The organism is Pseudomonas sp. AOB-7 (assembly GCF_003696305.1).
In the GTDB taxonomy this organism is placed as follows: Bacteria; Pseudomonadota; Gammaproteobacteria; order Pseudomonadales; family Pseudomonadaceae; genus Aquipseudomonas.
Window position 1 is genome coordinate 197,341 of record NZ_RFFK01000007.1, and the last position, 20,541, is coordinate 217,881.

Below are 20,541 nucleotides of genomic sequence, written 5' to 3' on the forward strand. Positions count from 1 at the left end.
TGCACGCACGGGCATGCACCAGCTTTGCGCAGGCAAAAGGGAGGTCATTGTACATATCCGCCTAGGCCGTCACAAATCTTCGTGACGAGGCGATGAAAACTTATGTCGCGAAAACGAAGGATAAGACCGCCAGGTCGTGCTAACGACCCAGCGGTCACTCCGAAGCAGCGGGCTAGCGGCGCATTTCCTGCTGAATGCTGCCCAGGGTGCGCGGCCAGGGCTTGCCCGCCTGCAACTTGGCCGGCAGCGTCTTGACCGCCGCCTGGGCGGCATCGCGGCTGGCGAAACTACCATAGGTCAGCACGAACAGCGGCTGCCCCTGGTGCACTTTCTTGAAGTAGCGGTATTCGCCGCCACCTTCGCGCACCAGCGCCTGGATATTGGCCTCCGAGCGCGAGCCGAGAATCTGCAGGGCGTAACGCGAAGCCGGCTGCTGGGCATACCAGTCGCCCGTTGCCGTAGCGCCCTGGGCGGGCTTGACCGGAGCAGGCGTAGGGGCCGGCGCAGCAGGCTTGGCGACCGCCACCTCCGCCGGCTTGGGCACCGCAGATGCCGGTGCAGGTGCAGGTGCAGGTGCAGGTGCAGCAACGATTGGAGCGGCCGGCGCCACGACTGTCGAGGGCGCCGGCACGACGGGCGCGGCCGGCGGCTCGAAGCCATCCAGCTCCTCGCCTGCCGCTTCCGCCAGAGGCTGACGAATCACTGCCTGCGATTCCCCCACCAACGGCAGAGGCAGCGGCTGACTGGCGCCGGCGAACTCGATGGCCGGCGCCTTGCTCTCGACCACCGGCGCCTCGGCAGGCGCCTCGACTACCGGCGCCGGAGCGGCAGGCTGCAGCGACAGCGGCGCCGTGATCTCCGCCGTTGCCGGTGCCGGCGCCTCGCGCCCTTGCATCAGCCAGGCCGCAGCGACGCCGACCAGCACCACGGCCAGCGCCAGCAGATGCTTCTTCGGCAAGGCGAAGCCGGCACTCGCCCCCCGCCCGGCGGCGCGCTGCGCCAGCATCTGCTCCACCAGCAGCTCGCGCACCTCCTGGTTGATCGCCCCCGGCCAGCCCTGGGAACGCAGATGAATCTCCTCGATCTGCTCCTCGTTCAGCACCTCGATACCCTGCCCAGCACCGTCGAGGCGCTGCGCCAGATAATCGCGCGTCTCCTCCTCGTTGTAGGGCTGCAGTTCGATAGCGTGGTAGCACTCCTCGCCGCCAGCCAGGGCCTCGAGCCGCCCCAGCAGCTCGGGCTCGGCGAACAGGAACACATGCGGGCGCCCCTCGCCATTACCCGCCGCCAGCGCCAGCACGGTCTTCAGCGCAGCATCGTCGAGCTGATCGGCATCGTCGATCAGCAGATAGACCTCCTGGCCGGTCAGCGCCAACTGCGCGACCTGCGCCAGGATCGAGCGCAGGTCGGCCTGGGCCACGGACAACCCCTGGGCGACCTGGCGCAGCAGAGCGTCGCTGCCGCCCACACCCTGGGCCAGCACGATGCTCTGCACCGCCTGTTTGTTGGTACTGGCGACCAGCGCCTGGCGCAGCAGGGTCTTGCCACTGCCTTGCGGGCCGACTACCGCCAGCAGCAGCTGGCTATAGCGCGCCAGATGGTGCAACTGGCCCAGCACCGGCTTGCGCTGCGCCGGAAAAAACTTGAAGCCGGGCACCCGCGGCGCGAAGGGGTCGTGACTGAACTGGTAATGCGCCAGGAAAGCTTCGTCAGCATGCAGACTGGTCATGGATCACTCTTCAAGAGTTGAACGACTGAGCCAACGCGGCGTAGTCGCTGCGCAGCGTGGCGTCGAGAATTTCACGCGGGTAGTCGGCGGTGACCACGGCCTCGCCCAGGCGCTTGAGCAGCACCAGGCGCAACTGGCCATCGAGCACCTTCTTGTCCACCGCCATATGTTCGAGAAACTGCGCCGGGGTCATGTCCCGCGGCGGCACCACCGGCAAACCCGCCGCCTGCAGCAGACGGACGCCGCGATCGCGCTCGGCCACCGACAACCAGCCCAGGCGATGGGACATCTCCAGCGCCATCACGGTGCCCGCGGACACCGCCTCGCCGTGCAGCCACACGCCATAACCCTGCTCGGTCTCGATGGCATGACCGAAGGTATGGCCGAGGTTCAGCGTCGCCCGCACGCCGGACTCGCGCTCGTCGGCACCGACCACCCGCGCCTTGGCCGCACAGGAGCGCTCGATGGCATAGGTCAGCGCCGCCTGATCCAGACTGCGCAGCGCCGGCATATTGGCCTCGAGCCAGCCGAGGAAGGGCTCGTCGCAGATCAGTCCGTACTTGATCACCTCCGCCAGTCCGGCAGAGAGCTCACGTGCGGGCAAGGTGTTCAGGCTTGCCGTGTCGATCAGCACCGCCTTGGGCTGGTAGAAGGCGCCGACCATGTTCTTGCCCAGCGGGTGGTTGATCCCGGTCTTGCCGCCGACCGAGGAATCGACCTGCGACAGCAGGGTGGTCGGCACCTGAATGAAATCCACACCGCGCTGATAACAGGCCGCAGCAAAACCGGCCATGTCGCCGATCACCCCGCCGCCCAGAGCCACCACGGTGGTACGCCGGTCGTGGCGCGCCGTCAGCAGGCCGTCGAAGATCAGCTGCAGGGTCTCCCAGTTCTTGAACGCCTCGCCGTCCGACAACACCACCGAGGCCACATTGAACCCCGCCAAGGACTGCAGCAGGCCCTGCAGATAGAGCGGCGCGACGGTTTCATTGGTCACCACCGCCACCTGCCGCCCGCCTATATGCCGTGCCAGCAGCTCGGACTGGGACAGCAGACCACTGCCGATATAGATGGGATAGCTGCGCTCGCCGAGTTCAACGTGAAGAGTCTGCATGAGGCCCCCAGAATCAAAAGGGCTCTAGGATAGCGCAGTTCGCCCCGCGCTTTAACGGGGCGACAAGGCTTCCAGGCGCGCCAGGATTTCCTGCACCACCATGCGCGGTGGACGCTCGTCCGTTTCGATGACGATATCGGCGACCTCCCGGTACAACGGATCGCGCACCGCCATCAAATCCCGCAGCACCTGGGCCGGGTTGGCCGTACGCAACAGGGGACGATTGCGATCGCGCGAAGTGCGGTCGATCTGCTGCTCCACCGAGGTATGCAGGTACACCACCCGCCCCCCGGCATGCAGCGCCTGGCGATTCTCCGGACGCATCACCGCGCCGCCGCCGGTGGCGAGCACCAGGCCATCCTGCAGCGACAGCTCGGCGATCACCGCCTGCTCTCGCTCACGAAAACCCTGCTCCCCCTCGACATCGAAGATCCAGGGAATATCAGCACCGGTGCGCTGCTCGATCTCCTTGTCGGAGTCCTTGAAAGGCAAACGCAGTTCTTTAGCAAGCAAACGCCCGATGGTGCTCTTTCCAGCTCCCATCGGGCCAACGAGGATTACATTCCGCACTTAGGTCATCGGTTCACGGCAATGGCTTGGTTGTTCATGATGCGCGGAGTGAGGAAAACCAGCAACTCGGCCTTGTTGTCGGTGACGATATCGCGGCGGAACAACCGCCCCAGATAAGGCAGGTCGCCGAGGAAAGGAACCTTCTCGACCGCCTTGGTCTGGGTATTGGAGAACACGCCACCGAGCACGATGGTCTCGCCATCGTTGACCAGCACCTTGGCATTGACCTCGTTCTTGTTGATCGGTGGCACGCCATTCAGGGCGCGAGCAAAGTCGGGCGCATCCTTGGTGACCTTGACCTCCATGATGATGCGGTTGTCCGGGGTGATCTGCGGCGTCACCTCCAGCGACAGAGCAGCCTCCTTGAAGGATGTGCTAGTGGCGCCGCTGGAGCTCGCCTCCTGGTAGGGAACCTCCTGCCCCTTCAGAATCTTGGCCGTTTCCTTGTCCGAGGTCACGACCTTTGGCTGGGAGACAATCTCACCATTACCGGTTTTTTCCATGGCCGAGAGTTGCAGGTCCAAAGTCACATTGTCCGTCAGGAAGCCGATGCCGATACCCGAGGTACTGCCGACCACACCCATGTCGACGAAGGGCACAGGCGAAACACCGTCCTCCAGCGTGAAGTCACCCACCGTATCGGTTCCTGGCAGGAATGCCTGCCCATCGTCGAACGAGGTAGCGCCATCCTTGCCGTAAACGCTCCAGTTCCCACGAGTATGCGCTCCGCCCCAACGCACACCCAAGGCCTTGTCGTAGTCCACGTTGGCCTCGACGATGCGCGCCTCGATCATCACCTGACGCACAGGGATATCGAGCTGGGCGACGATACGGCGCAATTCGTCCAGACGCTCCTGAGTCTGGTAGGCAATGATGCTGTTTGTACGGTCGTCGACGGTAATCGAGCCGCGGGTATCGGCCGCCCCCTCAGCCCCGGTCACCGACTGGAACAGCTTGGCCATGTCGGAGGCTTTGGCGTAGTTGACTTGAATCAGCTCGCGACGCAGCGGTGCCAGTTCGGCGATCTGCTTCTGTGCCTCGAGCTCCTGGCGCTCGCGCGCCGCGATCTCGTCGGCCGGAGCGACCAGCAGCACGTTGCCCACCTTGCGCTTGTCCAAACCCTTGGTCTTGAGCACCAGATCCAGCGCCTGGTCCCAGGGCACGTTCTGCAGACGCAGGGTGATATTGCCGGTGACCGTATCGCTGGCCACCAGGTTCAGGTCGGTGAAATCGGCGATCAGCTGCAGCACCGAACGCACGTCGATGTCCTGGAAGTTAAGCGACAGCTTCTCGCCGCTGTAGGCAAAACGCTCGGCCTTGCGGCGCTCGGCGTCATCCTGGGTCAGCGGCTTGATGCTGATGGTTAGCTTGTTGTCGGTCTGATAGGCAAGATAGTCATACAGCCCCGTCGGCTCGATGAGGATACTGGTCTTGTCGGAACTGCCAGTGGCGCTGACGAACTGCACTGGCGTTGCGAAATCCTTCACATCCAGGCGCACGCGCAAAGACTCCGGTAGTTGAGTCTTGGCGAAATCCAAGCGGATCTTCCCACTCTGCTCCTGAATATCGGGGCTCACCGAAGCATCGGAAAGCGTAATCACCACATTACCCTCACCCTGCTCGCCACGCTGGAAATCGATATTACTTATCGATTTTGCTTGTGGCCCATATGCCTTGGGCGAGGTAACAGGGACAGCCTGTGCAACAGGAGGCGTCGAGACCGTAGCGCCAGAGGAGCCTTCGCCAACCAGCACGAAGAGGTTGTTACCATCCACGCGAGTACTGTAAGGCGCCAACGAAGTAAGATTAACAATGAGACGCGTGCGATCCTTAGCCTCGACAATGGTCACACTGCGAGCATTACCAACACCAAGCTCCTTATTCTTCGCACCAAGCTTGTTGGCCACCCCCGGCAAATCCAATGCAATTCGTGCTGGCTGCTCGATGGTATAGCCACGCGGCGCCACGACAGGTTCGTCGAACGACAGTTTGAGTTCAACGCGGTCGCCTGGAAGGCTGGCCACATCCAGCGCCTGCAGGTTAGCCGCCAGCGTGGCGGATGAAAGCATGGTCGCCAGCAAGGCAACGCTTATACGCGACAAGGAGCCGTTCATATTCATATTCCGTTGGGCAGACAGATTATTTATTTTCATACTCGCTTCGCTCCCTTAAGAGCGCTCCTTTAAGGAAAGGCTACGTGGCCGCTCCAACCAACCGCCCTCGCCATCCGGAACGATTTCCATCACATCCACCTTGGACTCATCGATCGCGAGAATTTTTCCGTGATTACGCCCGAGGTAGTCGCCTACTTTTACTCGGTGCACGCCACCAGCACCGCTAACCAGAGCATAGAAACCCGTCGCATTTTCGAGTGTCCCGACCATCACGAAAGTTTCTATGTTAAAGCCCTCGAGAAATTGCTTGGCGCGCGCCTCATCAGGCTTAATTTCCTGAGTTCCCTTTTGACGGCTAACCACATCCACCCTGACAGGGGGCTGAAAGGGGCTTCGCAATGAGGCGGCACGATAAGTGAAGCTTTCATAGGGTTGAAACTTGGGCAACGGCTCAATCGCACCCTTGGGGCGCGCGCGCACCTCATCCATATAAGCGCGCAGATCGGCAAAGTCGCCACCCGAACCACAACCAACCAGTACAGACAAAGCCAAGACCAGAGCTAAACGAGAAAGGCGCATCACTGTACCCCCTTGTCATTGTAACGATAGGTCTTGGCCAGTATCCGCATACTCAACCTGCTGGAACTTTCCTTACTTTCCGGAAGCAATTCGAAGTCATGCAACGTCACGATACGCGGCAAGCTGGCCACGCCGCTGACGAAGGTCGCGAGATCGTGATAGCCGCCGACCACCTTGATCTCGATGGGCAGTTCTATATAGAACTGCTGCGCCACTTCCGGCAGCAACTTGATCTCGGAAAACTCCAGACCACTCCCCAGCCCGGTGCGCGTGATATCTTCCAGCAAACCAGGCACTTCGGTATCACTTGGCAACTGCCTCAGCAGCGCGCCAAACGAGACTTCCATTTCTTTCATCTGTTCCTTGTAAGCCTCCAGGTTTGCGGCCTGGAAAGCCTTGCTGGAAAACTGCTCTTTCAGCGTAACCTCTTCACGCTCCTGCCTCTCCAACAGCTCTCGCAGCTCTTTCAAATGGAGGTTGTAACCCAGTGCCAGTACAACAGCCAGCAGCAAAAAACCCGCAATGAATTTAACCGCTGCCGGCCATGACCCAACGTTGTTAAAGTCAAGGTCATTGAAATCAATATTGCGCAGACCTTCGAGCGACTCGCGCACACTCATTTCCCAGCCTCCGTTTCTTCCAGCTGCGGCTGGGTTTGCTGAACAGTCAGCTGAAACACGTTGGCCTGATCCACGGCCCCTGCAGTAACAGCCTTGACCTCGGTCAAGTTAGGCGCTTGCAACCAATCGGAACCATCCAGGTTGCGCATCAGATTGGAAACGCGATTGTTCGACTCCGCCGCACCGACAATAGCGATGCTCTTACCGCTCATCTTGACGCTGGTGAAATACACGCCATCGGGCAGGGTTCTCACCAACTGATCGAACACCCGCGCCGTGATCGGGCGATTACCCTGTAGATCCTGAATGATCTTCATCCGCTCCAGCAGCTGCTGACGGCGGGTCTTCAGCTCGCTGATTTCCTTGATCCGCGCGTCCAGAACGGCGATTTCCTTCTTGATGAAGTTGTTGCGCGCATTCTGCTGTTCGATGGCGGCGTTGAGCAGTTGATCGCCAAGGAAAACCACGCCGGCGGCCATGACGAGCACACCCACCAGGGTCACCAGGAAACGCTGCTTGCGCTCTTCGCGCAGCTGTTCGCGCCAGGGAAGTAAGTTGATCCGTGCCATCAGTCGAAACTCCTCATCGCCAGACCACAGGCAATCATCAGTGCCGGCGCGTCACTGGCCAGTGCGCCAGCATTGACCTTGCTACTCAGCGCCATGTCGGCGAAGGGATTGGCCACGAGAGTTTGCGTGCCGATCTTCTGCTGGATCAGGCGGTCGAGGTCGGGGATGGAGGCGGTACCGCCCGCCAGGAGGATGTAGTCGACATCGTTGAACTGGCCGGCGGCGAAGAAGAATTGCAGGGAGCGCGACACCTGCTGGACCACGGCCTCCTTGAAGGGCTGCAGCACCTCGCTTTCGTAGTCGTCGGGCAGACCGCCCTGCTTCTTGGCCAGACCGGCCTCTTCGACCGACAGGCCGTAGCGGCGCTGCACTTCCTCGGTCAGCTGCTTGCCGCCGAACAGTTGCTCGCGGGTATAGATGGTGCGCCCATTGTGCAGCACGCTGAGGGTGGTCATGGTGGCGCCGATATCGACCACGGCCACCGTCAGCTCGTCATGGCCGCCACCCAGCTGGGCTTCGAGCAGGCCGTAGGCGCGCTCGAGCGCGTAGGCCTCGACATCCACCACCTTAGCGGTCAGACCGGCAAGCGCCAGGGCGGCTTCGCGCACTTCGACGTTCTCCTTGCGACAGGCCGCCAGCAGCACCTCGACCCGTTCCGGGTTGCGCGCGGCAGGGCCCTGCACTTCGAAATCGATGGCGACTTCTTCGAGCGGATAGGGAATGTACTGGTCGGCCTCGATCTTCAGCTGGTTTTCCAGCTCGTCGTCGGAAAGCCCGGCCTCCATCTCGATGGTCTTGGTGATGACCGCCGAACCGGCAACCGCCACGGCGGCCGTCTTGACGCCGGTCTTGGCCTTGGCCAGCACCCGCGACAAGGCCTGACCGACCCCCTCCAGCTCGGCGATGTTCTTCTCCACCACAGCGTTTGGAGGGAGCGGCTCGACTGCGTAAGCCTCTACCTTGTAGCGGCTTCCCGAGCGACTCAATTCGAGGAGCTTGACCGAGGTCGAGCTGATATCGATCCCCAGCAGCGTATTCGCTTTCTTATTGAAGAGCCCTAGCACGACCGTTTTCCTATTGGCATCCGCGACTTACGGACTATTTATGTTTTTCCACATTAAATATCAGTCTTGACAGAAGCGCAAATGGCTACCCGGGAAAAAAAACGCTTATAATGTGATCAGCTTTTCCCTTTTAGCCTCAGCTCCCGCTTAACTCATTCTTTTACTTGGAATTCCGAACATTTTGATACGCCTGCTGAAGTTCTTCTGGTGGTCTTGCGTTGCCGTTTTCTGTGGGCTGTTGCTCAGTTTCAGCGGCGCGTTTCTTTATCTTAGTCCGACCCTTCCCTCCGTCGAGTCGCTGCGCCAGGTGCAGCTGCAGATCCCCCTGCGCGTCTACAGCAGCGATGCCAAGCTGATCGCCGAGTTCGGCGAGATGCGCCGCTCGCCGATTCGTTTCGACGAAATTCCCAAGGAATTCATCAGCGCCCTGCTGGCCGCCGAGGACGATAATTTCGCCAATCATTATGGCGTCGACGTGACCAGCCTGATGCGCGCTGCCACGCAATTATTGAAAAGCGGGCAGATCCAGACTGGCGGCAGCACCATCACCATGCAGGTGGCGAAGAACTTCTTCCTCACCAGCGAGCGCAGCTTCTCGCGCAAGATCACCGAGATCCTCCTGGCCCTGCAGATCGAGCGCGAGCTGAGCAAGGACGAGATCCTCGAGCTCTACGTCAACAAGATCTATCTGGGCAATCGCGCCTACGGCATCGAGGCGGCGGCGCACGTCTACTACGGCAAGTCGATGCGCGAGCTGAACCTGGCGCAGATGGCCATGATCGCCGGCCTGCCCAAGGCGCCTTCGCGCTACAACCCACTGGTCAATCCAACCCGCGCCAAGGAGCGTCGCGACTGGATTCTCGGCCGCCTCTACCGCCTCGGCCGTATCGACCAGGCCACTTACGAGACCGCCCTGGCCGAAGAGGTCGATGCCCGTTACCACGTCCCCACCCCCGAACTCAGCGCCCCCTACATCGCCGAGATGGCCCGCGCGGAGATGGTCGGCCGCTACGGCAGCGAGGCCTACACCGAGGGCTTCAACGTCACCACCACGGTGCCCAGCCAGCTGCAGGAAGTGGCCAACAGCGCGCTGCGCGAAGGCCTGATCGACTACGACCAGCGCCACGGCTATCGCGGCCCGGAAAGCCGCCTGCCGGGCATGACCCGCGAGACCTGGCTCGCCGAGCTGGGCAAGTTCCGCAGCATCGGCGGCCTGGAGCCGGCCGTGGTGACCCAGGTGGAGAAGAGCGGCATTCTGGTGCTGACCCGCGGCGGCGAGGAGCAGGCGGTGTCCTGGGACAGCATGAAATGGGCGCGCCCCTTCCTCAGCACCAACAGCCTCGGCCCGCGCCCTCAACAGCCGGCGGACGTCGCCCAGGTCGGTGACATCGTGCGCGTGCAGCGCCAGACTGACGGCAGCCTGCGCTTCCTGCAGATTCCGGCGGCGCAGAGCGCGCTGGTGTCGCTCGACCCCTACAGCGGCGCCATCCAGGCCCTGGTCGGCGGCTTCTCCTTCGACCAGAGCAACTACAACCGCGCCGTGCAGGCCAAGCGTCAGCCCGGCTCCAGCTTCAAGCCCTTCATCTACAGCGCGGCGCTGGACAGCGGCTACACCGCCGCCACCCTGGTCAACGACGCGCCGATCATCCTCTCCGACGACTACCTGTCGCAGAAATGGCGGCCGAAGAACGACAACAACACCTTCCTCGGCCCGATCCGCCTGCGCGAGGCGCTGTACAAGTCACGCAACCTGGTTTCCATCCGTCTGCTGCAGGGCATAGGCATCGACCGCAGCCTGCGCTACATCGAGCGCTTCGGCTTCGAGCCGCAGGACCTGCCGCGCAACCTGTCGCTGGCGCTCGGCACCGCCAGCCTGACCCCGCTGGAAATCGCCGAGGGCTGGGCCACCTTCGCCAACGGCGGCTACAAGGTCGAGCCCTACCTGATCGAGCGCATCGACGACCGCAACGGCAAACCGCTGTTCCACGCCAATCCGGCGCGAGTGCCTAGCAGCGCGCCGGCCACGGGCAGCGCCACGCTGACGGTGAACGCTGCGGCCGAGCTGCCGCTGGAGGAACCCAAGGTCGCCGAGCAGATCATCGATGAACGCACCGCCTACATCATGACCAGCATGCTGCAGGACGTGATCAAGCGCGGCACCGGCCGCCGCGCCCTAGCCCTGGGGCGCGACGACCTGGCGGGCAAGACCGGCACCACCAACGAATCCAAGGACAGCTGGTTCTCCGGCTACAACGCCGACTACGTGACCACCGTCTGGGCCGGTTTCGACCAGCCGGAAAGCCTCGGCCGCCACGAATACGGCGGCACCGTGGCGCTGCCGATCTGGATGAGCTACATGGGCGCCGTGCTCAAGGATCGCCCCAGCCACCGGCCCAAGGAACCCAAGGGCCTGCTCACCCTGCGCGTCGACCCGCTCAGCGGCCGCGCCGCGGCGCCCGGTACGCCGGATGCCTACTTCGAGCTGTTCAAGAGCGAGGATTCGCCGCCGCCGATGAGCGAGTTCGAGCCCGGCATGGGCGTTCCCGGCAGCCCGCTGCCGGCCGACGAAATGGCGCCGATCGATCTGTTCTAGAACGACCCCAGGCTAGACCGACGAAGCCTGATCCGACGGGCACTCACGGATCACGCCTTCGGCCAAGGCGAGGCCTTTCTGCAGGCAATAAAAAACCCGCCGAAGCGGGTTTTTTATTGCCTGGCCTTAGCCGTTGAACACTTCGTCCACCGAGTTCAGCGGATAGTGCTTCGGATAGGGCAGCGTGGCCACGCCGGACTCGATGGCGGCCTTGGCCACGGCATCGCAGACCACGGTAATCAGGCGGCGGTCCATCGGCTTGGGAATGATGTACTCGCGGCCGAACTCCAGCTTGATACCGCCATAGGCGTCGCACACGTCCTGCGGCACCGGCAGCTTGGCCAGGTCGCGCAGGGCCAGGGCGGCAGCGATCTTCATTTCCTCGTTGATGCGGGTGGCGCGTACGTCCAGGGCACCGCGGAAGATGAAGGGGAAGCCCAGCACGTTGTTGACCTGGTTCGGGTAGTCGGAACGACCGGTGGCCATGATCACGTCGTTGCGGGTCTCGTGCGCCAGCTCCGGCTTGATTTCCGGATCCGGGTTGGAGCAGGCGAAGACGATCGGGTTGGCCGCCATGCGCTTGAGGTCTTCCGGACTCAGCAGGTTGGCGCCGGACAGGCCGACGAACACGTCGGCGCCATCGAGGGCATCGGCCAGGGTGCGCTTGTCGGTCTCGGTGGCGAACACCGCCTTGTACTGGTTGAGGTCGTCGCGACCGGCGTGGATCACGCCCTTGCGGTCGAGCATATAGATGTTCTCGACCTTGGCGCCCATGCTCACCAGCAGCTTCATGCAGGAGATGGCGGCGGCGCCGGCGCCGAGGCAGACGATCTTCGCCTCTTCCAGGGTCTTGCCGGCGATTTCCAGGGCGTTGAGCATGCCGGCGGCGGTGACGATGGCAGTGCCGTGCTGGTCGTCGTGGAACACCGGAATGTCGCACTGCTCGATCAGCGCGCGCTCGATCTCGAAGCACTCGGGGGCCTTGATATCTTCCAAGTTGATGCCGCCGAAGGTGATGGAGATGCGTTTCACGGTGTCGATGAAGGCCTGCGGGCTCTCAGAGTCGACTTCGATGTCGAACACGTCGATGCCGGCGAAACGCTTGAACAGCACGCCTTTGCCTTCCATCACCGGCTTGGAGGCCAGCGGGCCGAGGTTACCCAGACCGAGGATCGCGGTGCCGTCGGAAATCACTGCCACCAGGTTGCCTTTACCGGTGTAGCGGTAGGCCAGCTCGGCGTCGCGGGCGATTTCGCGGACCGGCTCGGCGACACCCGGGCTGTAGGCCAGCGACAGGTCGCGGGCGGTGGCGGTGGCTTTGGTCAACTCGACGCTCAGCTTACCCGGGCGGGGTTGAGCGTGATATTCGAGAGCGGCAGTTTTGAGATCTGACATAGTGGCATTTCCGCTTTTGTTGGCTGTTGAACGGGCAGGCGGCCGAGGATACGCAAGTTGTATACAGCTGCACAAGACCGTTCGGTCGCTATTGAATCGACCGGCTAGCGCAGGGTTTTCAGCCAGTCGCCGGGACGCGGCTCACCGCCGGGATAGAGCCCGTTGAGCAGGCGCAGCTGGGCTTCGCCGTCACCCGGCAGCGGGCTGTCCTTGGCCAGCGCCGCCAGGCTCTGCCCGGCCTTGGCGCGGGCCAGGCGCAGGCGCACCGGCTCGGCCAGCTTGCGCTCCTCGGCCTTGAGCGGGCGGTAGCTGCGGATCACCTCGAGGAAGTGCTGGTCCTGGCTTTCCAGGGAGGCGCGCCCCTTCACCACGCCGATGAACAGATAGGCCCGCTCGCCGCGGTAGATCGCCGCCACGCGCCGCGCCGGCTGCCCCGGCAGCACCGCGGTGTAGCCCTGCAGCGCGCCCAGGCGCAGCTCTTCGCCGGCGGCCAGGCGCTGATTGCCGACCCGCTGGCGAAGAAATTCGGCCGGCGTCAGGCGCGTGTCTGCCGCCTCCAGGGTCATGGCGACGAAGGCCTGCTGATCGGCGCTGTGGCCGATCAGCACGTCGGGGCGGTTGACCAGCTGCCAGCCGGCCGGATAGCTCAGGGTGAAATCCAGTTCGCCGTGATAGAAGTGCCGCCCGCGACGAATGCCGCTGGCGGCCGAGTCGCCGAACACCAGGCCGTCGAGCATCTGCAAGAAGGTATCGCGCCCCACTTCCTGAGACTCGCCGACCAGGGCGCGGGCCGGGCCGACCACCTGCTGCAGGCGCCGCTCGTTGTCCGGGTGGGTATCGAACAGGCCGTGATAACCGCCGGCGGCTACCGCTTCGCCGCGCTTGGCCGCCTGGGCACGGGCGAAGTCCTCCTGGTTCTTCAGCACCTTGACCACCTCGATCATCGCCTGCGGGTCGTAACCGCTGCGCGCCAGGTACTGGGCGCCGAGGCCGTCGGCCTCCAGCTCCATGTCGCGGCCGTAGCCACGCACGAAGGCGTTGCCCATCACGCCGGTCAGGTCGCCCACCGCGCCGATGCCGGTGCCGATGGCCGCGGCCTGGCCGAGCAGACCCCAGGCGGTGGACTGGCTCTGCTGGCGCACGCTGTGCCGCGCGGTGACGTGGCCGACCTCGTGACCGAGCACCGCGGCCAGCTCGGCCTCGGAATTGAGGTAGGCGAGCAAGCCGCGGTGGATGTAGATATAGCCGCCGGGCAAGGCGAAGGCGTTGATGTCGGGGCTGTCGACCAGGGTGAAGACATAGTTGAGCTGGCTGCGATGACTGTTGCGCGCCACCCGCTCGCCGACCCGCTGGATATAGGCCTGCAGCCTGGCGTCGTCGTAACGCGGGTACTGCTTGAGGATTTCCTGGTTGTAGCGCGCGCCGAGATCCAGTTCCTGGCGCTCGCTCATCATCACGAAGTCGTTGCGCCCGGTGGCCGGGTTGACCGCGCAACCGGCCAGCCAGGCACAGGCCAGACAGACAAGCACGGTTCGCATCATGGCAACACCTCCAGCATCGCCGGGTGGGTCAGTGGCAGCATCCACCGCGCCTGGGCGGATTTCAAGCCGCCGCGGGACTGGCGGTCGATCACCCAGCCGCGCGCCTCCACCCGCGCGCCCTCGAGGCGCTGCAGCGCGTGCACATCGAACTGCTCAAGCAGCGCCGGCGCCACCCGCAGCACCCGCCCGCCGTCCAGTTCCAGCCACAGGCCGCCACGATTACGCTGCACCTGGCTCACGCGCCCGCCGAGCAGGGCGAAGCCGCCGCTGCGCAACTGGCCGGCTGCCTGCACCTGCTCCTTGCGCCATAGCCCCAGGCGCTGCTGGCGCGCCTGACGCTCGGCCGCCTGCTGGCAGCTCACCAAGGCGACGTTGGGCGCCACCGCGACCATGAAACCGAGCCCCTCGGCCAGCAGCTGCGCCTCCAGATTGCGCCCTTGGCGGTCATAGAGATGGGCCAGGGTGCGGCCGTAGCGATCCTTGCCCTCGCGCCCCGGGCGCAGGCCGACACGGCCGTCGTTGGCCGCCACCAGCGCCTGCAGACGGCGCTGGGCCTGCACCGCGAAGGGTTCGTCGCTACGCCCCTGGCGCCCCAGTTCCGGCGCGTTGAGGCCGATCAGGCGCACGCTGCGACCATCGACCAGGCGCAGGGTATCGCCGTCCACCACCTGCTTGACCGCCAGCTGCGGCAGATCCGCCTGCAACGGGCAGAAGGCCTGGGCGAGCCCTGCCCAGGCGACAGAAACGAAAAAGGCGCCCACCAGGGACGCCTTTTTAAGCTTCACGGACAAGACCATGGGCCGTTCCGCAATCGCGCGGTCGCTTACTTGGTAGCGCCGAACACGCCGAAGCGCTGCTTGAAGCGATCGATACGGCCGCCGGTGTCCAGCACTTTCTGCTTACCGGTGTAGAACGGGTGGCACTCGGAGCAAACGTCGAGGCTCAGGTTCTTGCCCAGGGTGGAGCGGGTCTTGATCACGTTGCCGCAGGAGCAGGTGGCGTCGATCTCGACGTAATTCGGGTGGATATCGGCTTTCATGGGGGTTTCCTCGGGGTGTTTGTGCCGCCACCCGACCCAACGTCAGGCACCGCACAGAAATAGGCCGCGGATCATACCAGAGCCGCCAGTCGATGCAAGCCGCGCGGGGTGCCGACCGTCGCGTGCTAAGATCGCCGGCCTGTCCATGGAGGCTCGTGTGCCCGACCTGATCCTGCGCCTCGCCCTGCCCTCGCCGCTGCGCCGCCTGTTCGACTACCGCGCCCCCGCCGGTGTGCCGCGCAGCGCGCTGCAGCCCGGCCTGCGCCTGCGCGTGCCGTTCGGCCGGCGCGAGATGATCGGCATTCTGGTGGAGGTCGACAGCCAGAGCGAAGTGCCGGCGGACAAGCTCAAGCCCGCCCTGCAACTGCTCGATGCCCGCCCGCCACTGCCGGCGGCGCTGTTCAAGCTGTGCCTGTGGACCGCGCAGTACTACCAGCACAGCCTCGGCGATACCCTGAGCTGGGCGCTGCCGGTGCTGCTGCGTCAGGGCGAGCCGGCGGAGACGCGCCAGGAGCGCTACTGGCTGGCCAACAGCGGCGCCAGCGTCGAGGATCTGCGCCTGGCCCGCGCGCCGCGCCAGCGCGAGGCGCTCAAGGCGCTGGCGCAGCATCCGCACGGCGTCGCCCACGGCCTGCTCAGCCAGCTGCAGCTCAACCGCGACAGCCTGCAGCTGCTGCATGAAAAAGGCCTGGTGCGGGTCGAGGTGCGCCGCACCCAGCCGCACGCCAAGCCGGCGCACTGGCTGGCGCAGCCGGAGCTGCCGCTGAATGCCGAGCAGCGCGCGGCGGTGAATGCCGTGGCCTCCGGCTGGGGCCAGTTCAATGCCTACCTGCTGGCCGGCATCACCGGCAGCGGCAAGACCGAGGTCTACCTGCAGCTGATCCGCCAGTGCCTGGAGGCCGGCAAGCAGGCGCTGGTGCTGATTCCCGAGATCAACCTGGGGCCGCAGACCCTGGACCGCTTCGCCCGCCGCTTCAACGCACGCATCGCCCTGCTGCACTCGGCGGTGAGCGACCGCGAGCGCCTCGACGCCTGGCTGGCGGCGCGCGACGGCGAGGCCGACATCGTCATCGGCACCCGCTCGGCGCTGTTCACCCCGCTGCACAACCCGGGGCTGATCATCGTCGACGAGGAGCACGACGCCTCCTATAAACAGCAGGAAGGCCTGCGCTACCACGCCCGCGACCTGGCCCTGGTGCGCGCCCGCCAGGAGAACGTCCCCATAGTGCTGGGCTCGGCCACCCCGTCGCTGGAGAGCCTGCACAACGCCCACAGCGGCCGCTACGCCCTGCTCAGGCTGACCCAGCGCGCCGGCGGCGCCATCGCCCCGCGCTTTTTGCGCCTGGACGTGAAGAGCCGGCCGCTGGATTCCGGCATCAGCGGACCGATGCAGCAGGCCATCGGCCAGACCCTGGCCGCCGGCCAGCAGGTGCTGGTGTTCCTCAACCGCCGCGGCTTCGCCCCGACCCTGCTCTGCCACGACTGCGGCTGGCTGTCGGAATGCCCGCGCTGCGACGCGCGGATGACCGTGCACCAGCGCCACGGCGAGCTGCGCTGTCACCACTGCGGCCACGTCGAGCGCCGACCGAGCAATTGCCCCAAGTGCCAGCACGTCGACCTGCGCCCGGTGGGCGCCGGCACCGAGCGCGCCGAGGAACGCCTGGCGCTGCTGTTTCCCGACTACCCGGTGCTGCGCATCGACCGCGACAGCACCGCGCGCAAGGACGCCATGGCCAAGCTGCTGACCACCATCAACAAGGGCGAGCCGTGCATCCTGATCGGCACCCAGATGCTCGCCAAGGGTCACCATTTCCCGCGGGTGACCCTGGTGTCGATCCTCGATGCCGACGGCGGCCTGTTCTCCGCCGATTTCCGCGCCAGCGAGCGCATGGCGCAGATGATCGTCCAGGTCGCCGGCCGCGCCGGACGTGCCGAGGAGCCGGGCAAGGTGATCATCCAGAGCCACCTGGCCGACCACCCGCTACTGGTGCAGCTGACCGAGCAGGGCTACTTCGCCTTCGCCGAACAGGCCCTGGCCGAGCGCCGCGGCGCCGGCCTGCCGCCCTTCTGCCACCTGGCGCTGCTGCGCGCCGAGGCGCACAAACCGGGGCAGGCCGAGGGTTTTCTCGACGAAGCCTGCAGCGAAGCCGAGCTGCTGCTGAACGAACTGGGCCTTTCCGGCATCGAACTGCTCGGCCCGGTGCCGGCGCCGATGGAACGCCGCGCCGGCCGCTACCGCGCCCAGCTGCTGCTGCAGGGCAACGCCCGCGCCCCCTTGCACCGCCTGCTCACGCCCTGGCTGCAGGCGCTGGAGCAGATGCCCAGTGGCCGCGCGGTGCGCTGGTCGCTGGACGTCGATCCGATCGATCTGTTTTGAACGCACCAGCGATTCGCCCAGCCGTGGGGGCGCCGTGCGCTCCAGCTTCTCGATTCGCGACCAGACAACCCTTGGTGCGCACGGCGCACCCTACAAGTGATGGCCTGCCGCTTGCGGCTGCTTTTATAATGCGCAGTTTTCGACCAATGCCCCCGGGCGACCCGAGCCGACCATGAAAGACAGCATTCGCCACCTGATCCAGCAAGCCCTCGACCGCCTCACTGCCGACGGCGTGCTGCCCGAGGGCCTGAGCCCGGCCATCCAGGTGGAGAACACCAAGGACAAGAGCCACGGCGACTTCGCCAGCAATATCGCCATGATGCTGGCCAAGCCGGCCGGGATGAAGCCGCGCGAGCTGGCCGAGAAGCTGATCGCAGCCCTGCCGGCCGACGCCGGCGTCGCCAAGGTGGAAATCGCCGGCCCGGGTTTTCTCAACTTCTTCCAGAACAGCGACGCCCTGGCCCAGCGCCTGGAGGCGGCACTGGCCGATGAGCGTCTCGGCGTGCGCAAGAACGGCCCGGCGCAGCGCGTGGTGGTCGACCTGTCGGCGCCCAACCTGGCCAAGGAGATGCACGTCGGCCACCTGCGCTCGACCATCATCGGCGACGGCGTGGCGCGGGTGCTGGAGTTTCTCGGCGACACCGTGATCCGGCAGAACCACGTCGGCGACTGGGGCACCCAGTTCGGCATGCTGCTGGCCTACATGCAGGAAAACCCGGCCGCCGCCGAAAGCGAGCTGGCCGACCTGGAAGGCTTCTACCGCGCGGCGAAGAAGCGCTTCGACGAATCCCCCGAGTTCGCCGACCGCGCCCGCCAGCTGGTGGTGCAGCTGCAGGCCGGCGACGCCGAATGCCTGCGCCTGTGGCACCGCTTCAACGATATCTCCCTGAGCCACTGCCAGGCCATCTACGACCGCCTCGGCGTCAAGCTCTCCATGGCCGACGTCAAGGGCGAGAGCGCCTACAACGACGACCTGCCGCAGGTGGTCGCCGATCTGGCGGCCAAGGGCCTGCTGACCGAGGACAACGGCGCCCAGTGCGTGTTCATGGACGAGTTCAAGAACGCCGAGGGCAACCCGCTGCCGCTGATCGTGCAGAAGGCCGGCGGCGGCTACCTGTACGCCACCACCGACCTGGCCGCCACCCGCTACCGCGCAGGCGTGCTCAAGGCCGACCGCGTGCTGTACTTCGTCGACCAGCGCCAGGCCCTGCACTTCCAGATGGTCTTCGCCTGCGCGCGCCTGGCCGGTTTCGTGCCGCCCAGCATGGAGCTGGAGCATATGGGCTTCGGCACCATGAACGGTCCGGACGGCCGCCCGTTCAAGACCCGCGACGGCGGCACGGTGAAGCTGGTGGAGCTGCTCGACGAGGCCGAGCAGCGCGCCTATGAGCTGGTCAAGAGCAAGAACCCGGAGCTGGCCGAAGACGAGCTGCGCCGCATCGCCCGCGTGGTCGGCATCGCCTCGGTGAAGTACGCCGACCTGTCCAAGCACCGCACCAGTGACTACAGCTTCAACTTCGAGCTGATGCTGAGCTTCGAGGGCAACACCGCGCCCTACCTGCTGTATGCCTATACCCGCGTGGCCGGCGTGTTCCGCAAGCTGGGCAAGGGCATCGAGGAGATCGGCGGGCAGATCACCCTGGTCGCCGAGCAGGAACAGGCGCTCGGTGCCAAGCTGGCGCAGTTTGGCGAGCTGCTCGCCAGCGTCGCCGACAAGGGCACGCCGCACATGCTGTGCAGCTACCTGTACGACCTGGCCGGGCTGTTCTCCAGCTTCTACGAGAACTGCCCGATCCTCACCGCCGAGGACCAAGCCACCCAGCACAGCCGCCTGCGCCTGACCGCCCTGACCGGCCGCACGCTCAAGCAGGGCCTGGAGCTGCTCGGCCTGGAAACCCTGGAGCGCATGTAAATGGCCGCGCGCAAGAAACCCGCCCCCAAGCGCGGCGCCAGCCGCTACCAGGCGCCGGCGAAGAAGCCGGTGCCGGGCTGGATCTGGCTGGCCTGCGGCCTGCTGGTCGGCGGTTTCTTCATGTTCCTGTTCAGCCTCGAGCCGGGTCGCGACGAGATCCAGCGCGACAAGGGCGAGCCGCCGCGCACCGCCAAACCGGCCCCCAAGCCGGCGCCGAGCGAACCGAGCAAGCCCAAGTACGACTTCTACACCCTGCTGCCGGAGTCCGAGGTGATCCTGCCGCAGGCGCTGGAAGAGACCCCGCCGCCGGCTCCGGCGCAGAAACCGGTGACCCCGGAGGAAGCGGCGAAGATCGACGCCGCCCGCGCCGAGGCCGCGCTCAACGGCCAGGTGCCGCCGCCCCCGCCGCCGGTGATCGCCGCCGCGCCGCTGACCACCCAGTTCTTCCTCCAGGCCGGCTCGTTCCGCCGCCGTGACGATGCCGACAGCCTGCGCGCGCAGATCATCCTGCTCGGCCAGAACGTGCGGGTGGAAACCGGCAAGGTGCGCGAGGAAACCTGGCACCGCGTGCTGGTCGGCCCCTTCGCCAACCGCGAACAGCTGGCCGGCGCGCAGAAGACCCTGGCCGCCAGCGGCTTCGGCAATCTGCTGTTACAGCAGCGCCAGGTCCGTTGATCCGCCTTTTGTCCGCCGTCGGTTGAAAAGCCGCGGCGGCCCCCCCATTTGAGTCTGCATCCGGGCAATTCGCCCCGCTGCGTGGAGACTCTCCCCTTGACCACCATCGTTTCAGTGCGCCGCCACGGCAAGGTCGTGATGGCCGGCGACGGCCAGGTATCCCTCGGCAACACCGTGATGAAGGGCAATGCCAAGAAGGTCCGCCGCCTCTACCACGGCCAGGTGCTGGCCGGTTTCGCCGGCGCCACCGCCGACGCCTTCACCCTGTTCGAGCGCTTCGAGGGCCAGCTGGAAAAACACCAGGGCCACCTGGTGCGCGCCGCCGTCGAGCTGGCCAAGGACTGGCGCACCGACCGCAGCCTGAGCCGCCTGGAAGCCATGCTGGCGGTGGCCAACAAGGACGCCTCCTTGATCATCACCGGCAACGGCGACGTGGTCGAACCCGAGGAAGGCCTTATCGCCATGGGTTCCGGCGGCGCCTTCGCCCAGGCCGCGGCACGCGCCCTGCTGATGAAGACCGAGCTGAGCGCCCGCGAGGTGGCCGAGACCGCGCTTGGCATCGCCGGCGATATCTGCGTGTTCACCAACCACCACCAGACCCTCGAGGAACTGGACGCCGCCGAATAGCGTCCGGTTGTTCATCCCGATTC

General features: G+C 65.2%; 17 protein-coding genes. 5 read left to right on the forward strand and 12 right to left on the reverse strand.

What is annotated here, in order from left to right; all coding sequences use genetic code 11:
* Positions 1 to 172 precede the first annotated feature (172 nt).
* From EA796_RS15305 to EA796_RS15340, 8 genes are read right to left on the reverse strand one after another with little or no spacing between them, the layout of a single operon-like run.
* A complete protein-coding gene (locus EA796_RS15305; protein ID WP_122109217.1) occupies positions 173 to 1,729 on the reverse strand; it encodes an SPOR domain-containing protein in 1,557 nt (518 codons plus the stop codon).
* A gap of 10 nt (positions 1,730 to 1,739) precedes the next feature.
* The gene (gene aroB, locus EA796_RS15310; RefSeq protein ID WP_122109218.1) at positions 1,740 to 2,843 is read right to left on the reverse strand and encodes a 3-dehydroquinate synthase; all 1,104 of its coding nucleotides are present in this window, start codon (positions 2,841 to 2,843) and stop codon (positions 1,740 to 1,742) included.
* 51 nt (positions 2,844 to 2,894) lie between these two features.
* A complete protein-coding gene (gene aroK / locus EA796_RS15315) occupies positions 2,895 to 3,413 on the reverse strand; it encodes a shikimate kinase AroK (RefSeq protein ID WP_122109219.1) in 519 nt (172 codons plus the stop codon).
* 5 nt (positions 3,414 to 3,418) lie between these two features.
* Positions 3,419 to 5,527 carry a type IV pilus secretin PilQ gene (gene pilQ / locus EA796_RS15320; protein WP_122109220.1) on the reverse strand — a complete coding sequence of 703 codons (2,109 nt, stop codon included), beginning with the start codon at positions 5,525 to 5,527 and terminating at the stop codon, positions 3,419 to 3,421.
* A gap of 54 nt (positions 5,528 to 5,581) precedes the next feature.
* Positions 5,582 to 6,106, reverse strand: coding sequence for a type 4a pilus biogenesis lipoprotein PilP (pilP, locus tag EA796_RS15325; protein WP_082457771.1), 525 nt, complete (start codon positions 6,104 to 6,106; stop codon positions 5,582 to 5,584).
* Complete coding sequence (gene pilO / locus EA796_RS15330; protein ID WP_021441993.1) at positions 6,106 to 6,726, reverse strand: type 4a pilus biogenesis protein PilO; 621 nt, start codon at positions 6,724 to 6,726, stop codon at positions 6,106 to 6,108. The genes pilP and pilO overlap by 1 nt, the downstream gene beginning before the upstream one ends.
* Positions 6,723 to 7,295, reverse strand: coding sequence for a type 4a pilus biogenesis protein PilN (gene pilN / locus EA796_RS15335; protein WP_122109221.1), 573 nt, complete (start codon positions 7,293 to 7,295; stop codon positions 6,723 to 6,725). The genes pilO and pilN overlap by 4 nt, the downstream gene beginning before the upstream one ends.
* Entirely contained in the window at positions 7,295 to 8,359 is a 1,065-nt protein-coding gene (locus EA796_RS15340; RefSeq protein ID WP_031302590.1) for a pilus assembly protein PilM, read from the reverse strand. The genes pilN and EA796_RS15340 overlap by 1 nt, the downstream gene beginning before the upstream one ends.
* Before the next feature lie 181 nt (positions 8,360 to 8,540).
* On the opposite strand from EA796_RS15340, the gene EA796_RS15345 reads away from it, so the two are divergent.
* Complete coding sequence (locus EA796_RS15345) at positions 8,541 to 10,952, forward strand: penicillin-binding protein 1A (RefSeq protein ID WP_122109222.1); 2,412 nt, start codon at positions 8,541 to 8,543, stop codon at positions 10,950 to 10,952.
* Between the two features lie 126 nt (positions 10,953 to 11,078).
* Here the strand turns inward: EA796_RS15345 and EA796_RS15350 are convergent, their stop codons facing one another.
* The 4 genes from EA796_RS15350 to rpmE all read right to left on the reverse strand — a co-directional run bounded on the left by EA796_RS15350 (position 11,079) and on the right by rpmE (position 14,927).
* The gene (locus EA796_RS15350; protein WP_122109223.1) at positions 11,079 to 12,347 is read right to left on the reverse strand and encodes a malic enzyme-like NAD(P)-binding protein; all 1,269 of its coding nucleotides are present in this window, start codon (positions 12,345 to 12,347) and stop codon (positions 11,079 to 11,081) included.
* A gap of 104 nt (positions 12,348 to 12,451) precedes the next feature.
* Positions 12,452 to 13,888 (reverse strand): M48 family metalloprotease, encoded by a 1,437-nt coding sequence (locus EA796_RS15355; protein ID WP_122109224.1) that lies wholly within the window; start codon positions 13,886 to 13,888, stop codon positions 12,452 to 12,454.
* Positions 13,885 to 14,685 (reverse strand): thermonuclease family protein, encoded by an 801-nt coding sequence (locus EA796_RS15360; protein ID WP_122109225.1) that lies wholly within the window; start codon positions 14,683 to 14,685, stop codon positions 13,885 to 13,887. The genes EA796_RS15355 and EA796_RS15360 overlap by 4 nt, the downstream gene beginning before the upstream one ends.
* A gap of 26 nt (positions 14,686 to 14,711) precedes the next feature.
* Positions 14,712 to 14,927 carry a 50S ribosomal protein L31 gene (gene rpmE, locus EA796_RS15365; protein WP_021445703.1) on the reverse strand — a complete coding sequence of 72 codons (216 nt, stop codon included), beginning with the start codon at positions 14,925 to 14,927 and terminating at the stop codon, positions 14,712 to 14,714.
* 157 nt (positions 14,928 to 15,084) lie between these two features.
* Between rpmE and EA796_RS15370 the strand changes: the two genes are divergently transcribed.
* From EA796_RS15370 to hslV, 4 genes are all read left to right on the forward strand, one after another.
* Entirely contained in the window at positions 15,085 to 17,304 is a 2,220-nt protein-coding gene (locus tag EA796_RS15370) for a primosomal protein N' (RefSeq protein ID WP_122109226.1), read from the forward strand.
* Positions 17,305 to 17,476: 172 nt separating this feature from the next.
* A complete protein-coding gene (argS, locus tag EA796_RS15375; RefSeq protein WP_122109227.1) occupies positions 17,477 to 19,216 on the forward strand; it encodes an arginine--tRNA ligase in 1,740 nt (579 codons plus the stop codon).
* A complete protein-coding gene (locus EA796_RS15380) occupies positions 19,217 to 19,891 on the forward strand; it encodes an SPOR domain-containing protein (protein WP_122109228.1) in 675 nt (224 codons plus the stop codon).
* Between the two features lie 96 nt (positions 19,892 to 19,987).
* Complete coding sequence (hslV, locus tag EA796_RS15385; protein WP_021442885.1) at positions 19,988 to 20,518, forward strand: ATP-dependent protease subunit HslV; 531 nt, start codon at positions 19,988 to 19,990, stop codon at positions 20,516 to 20,518.
* The last annotated feature ends 23 nt before the right edge of the window (positions 20,519 to 20,541 follow it).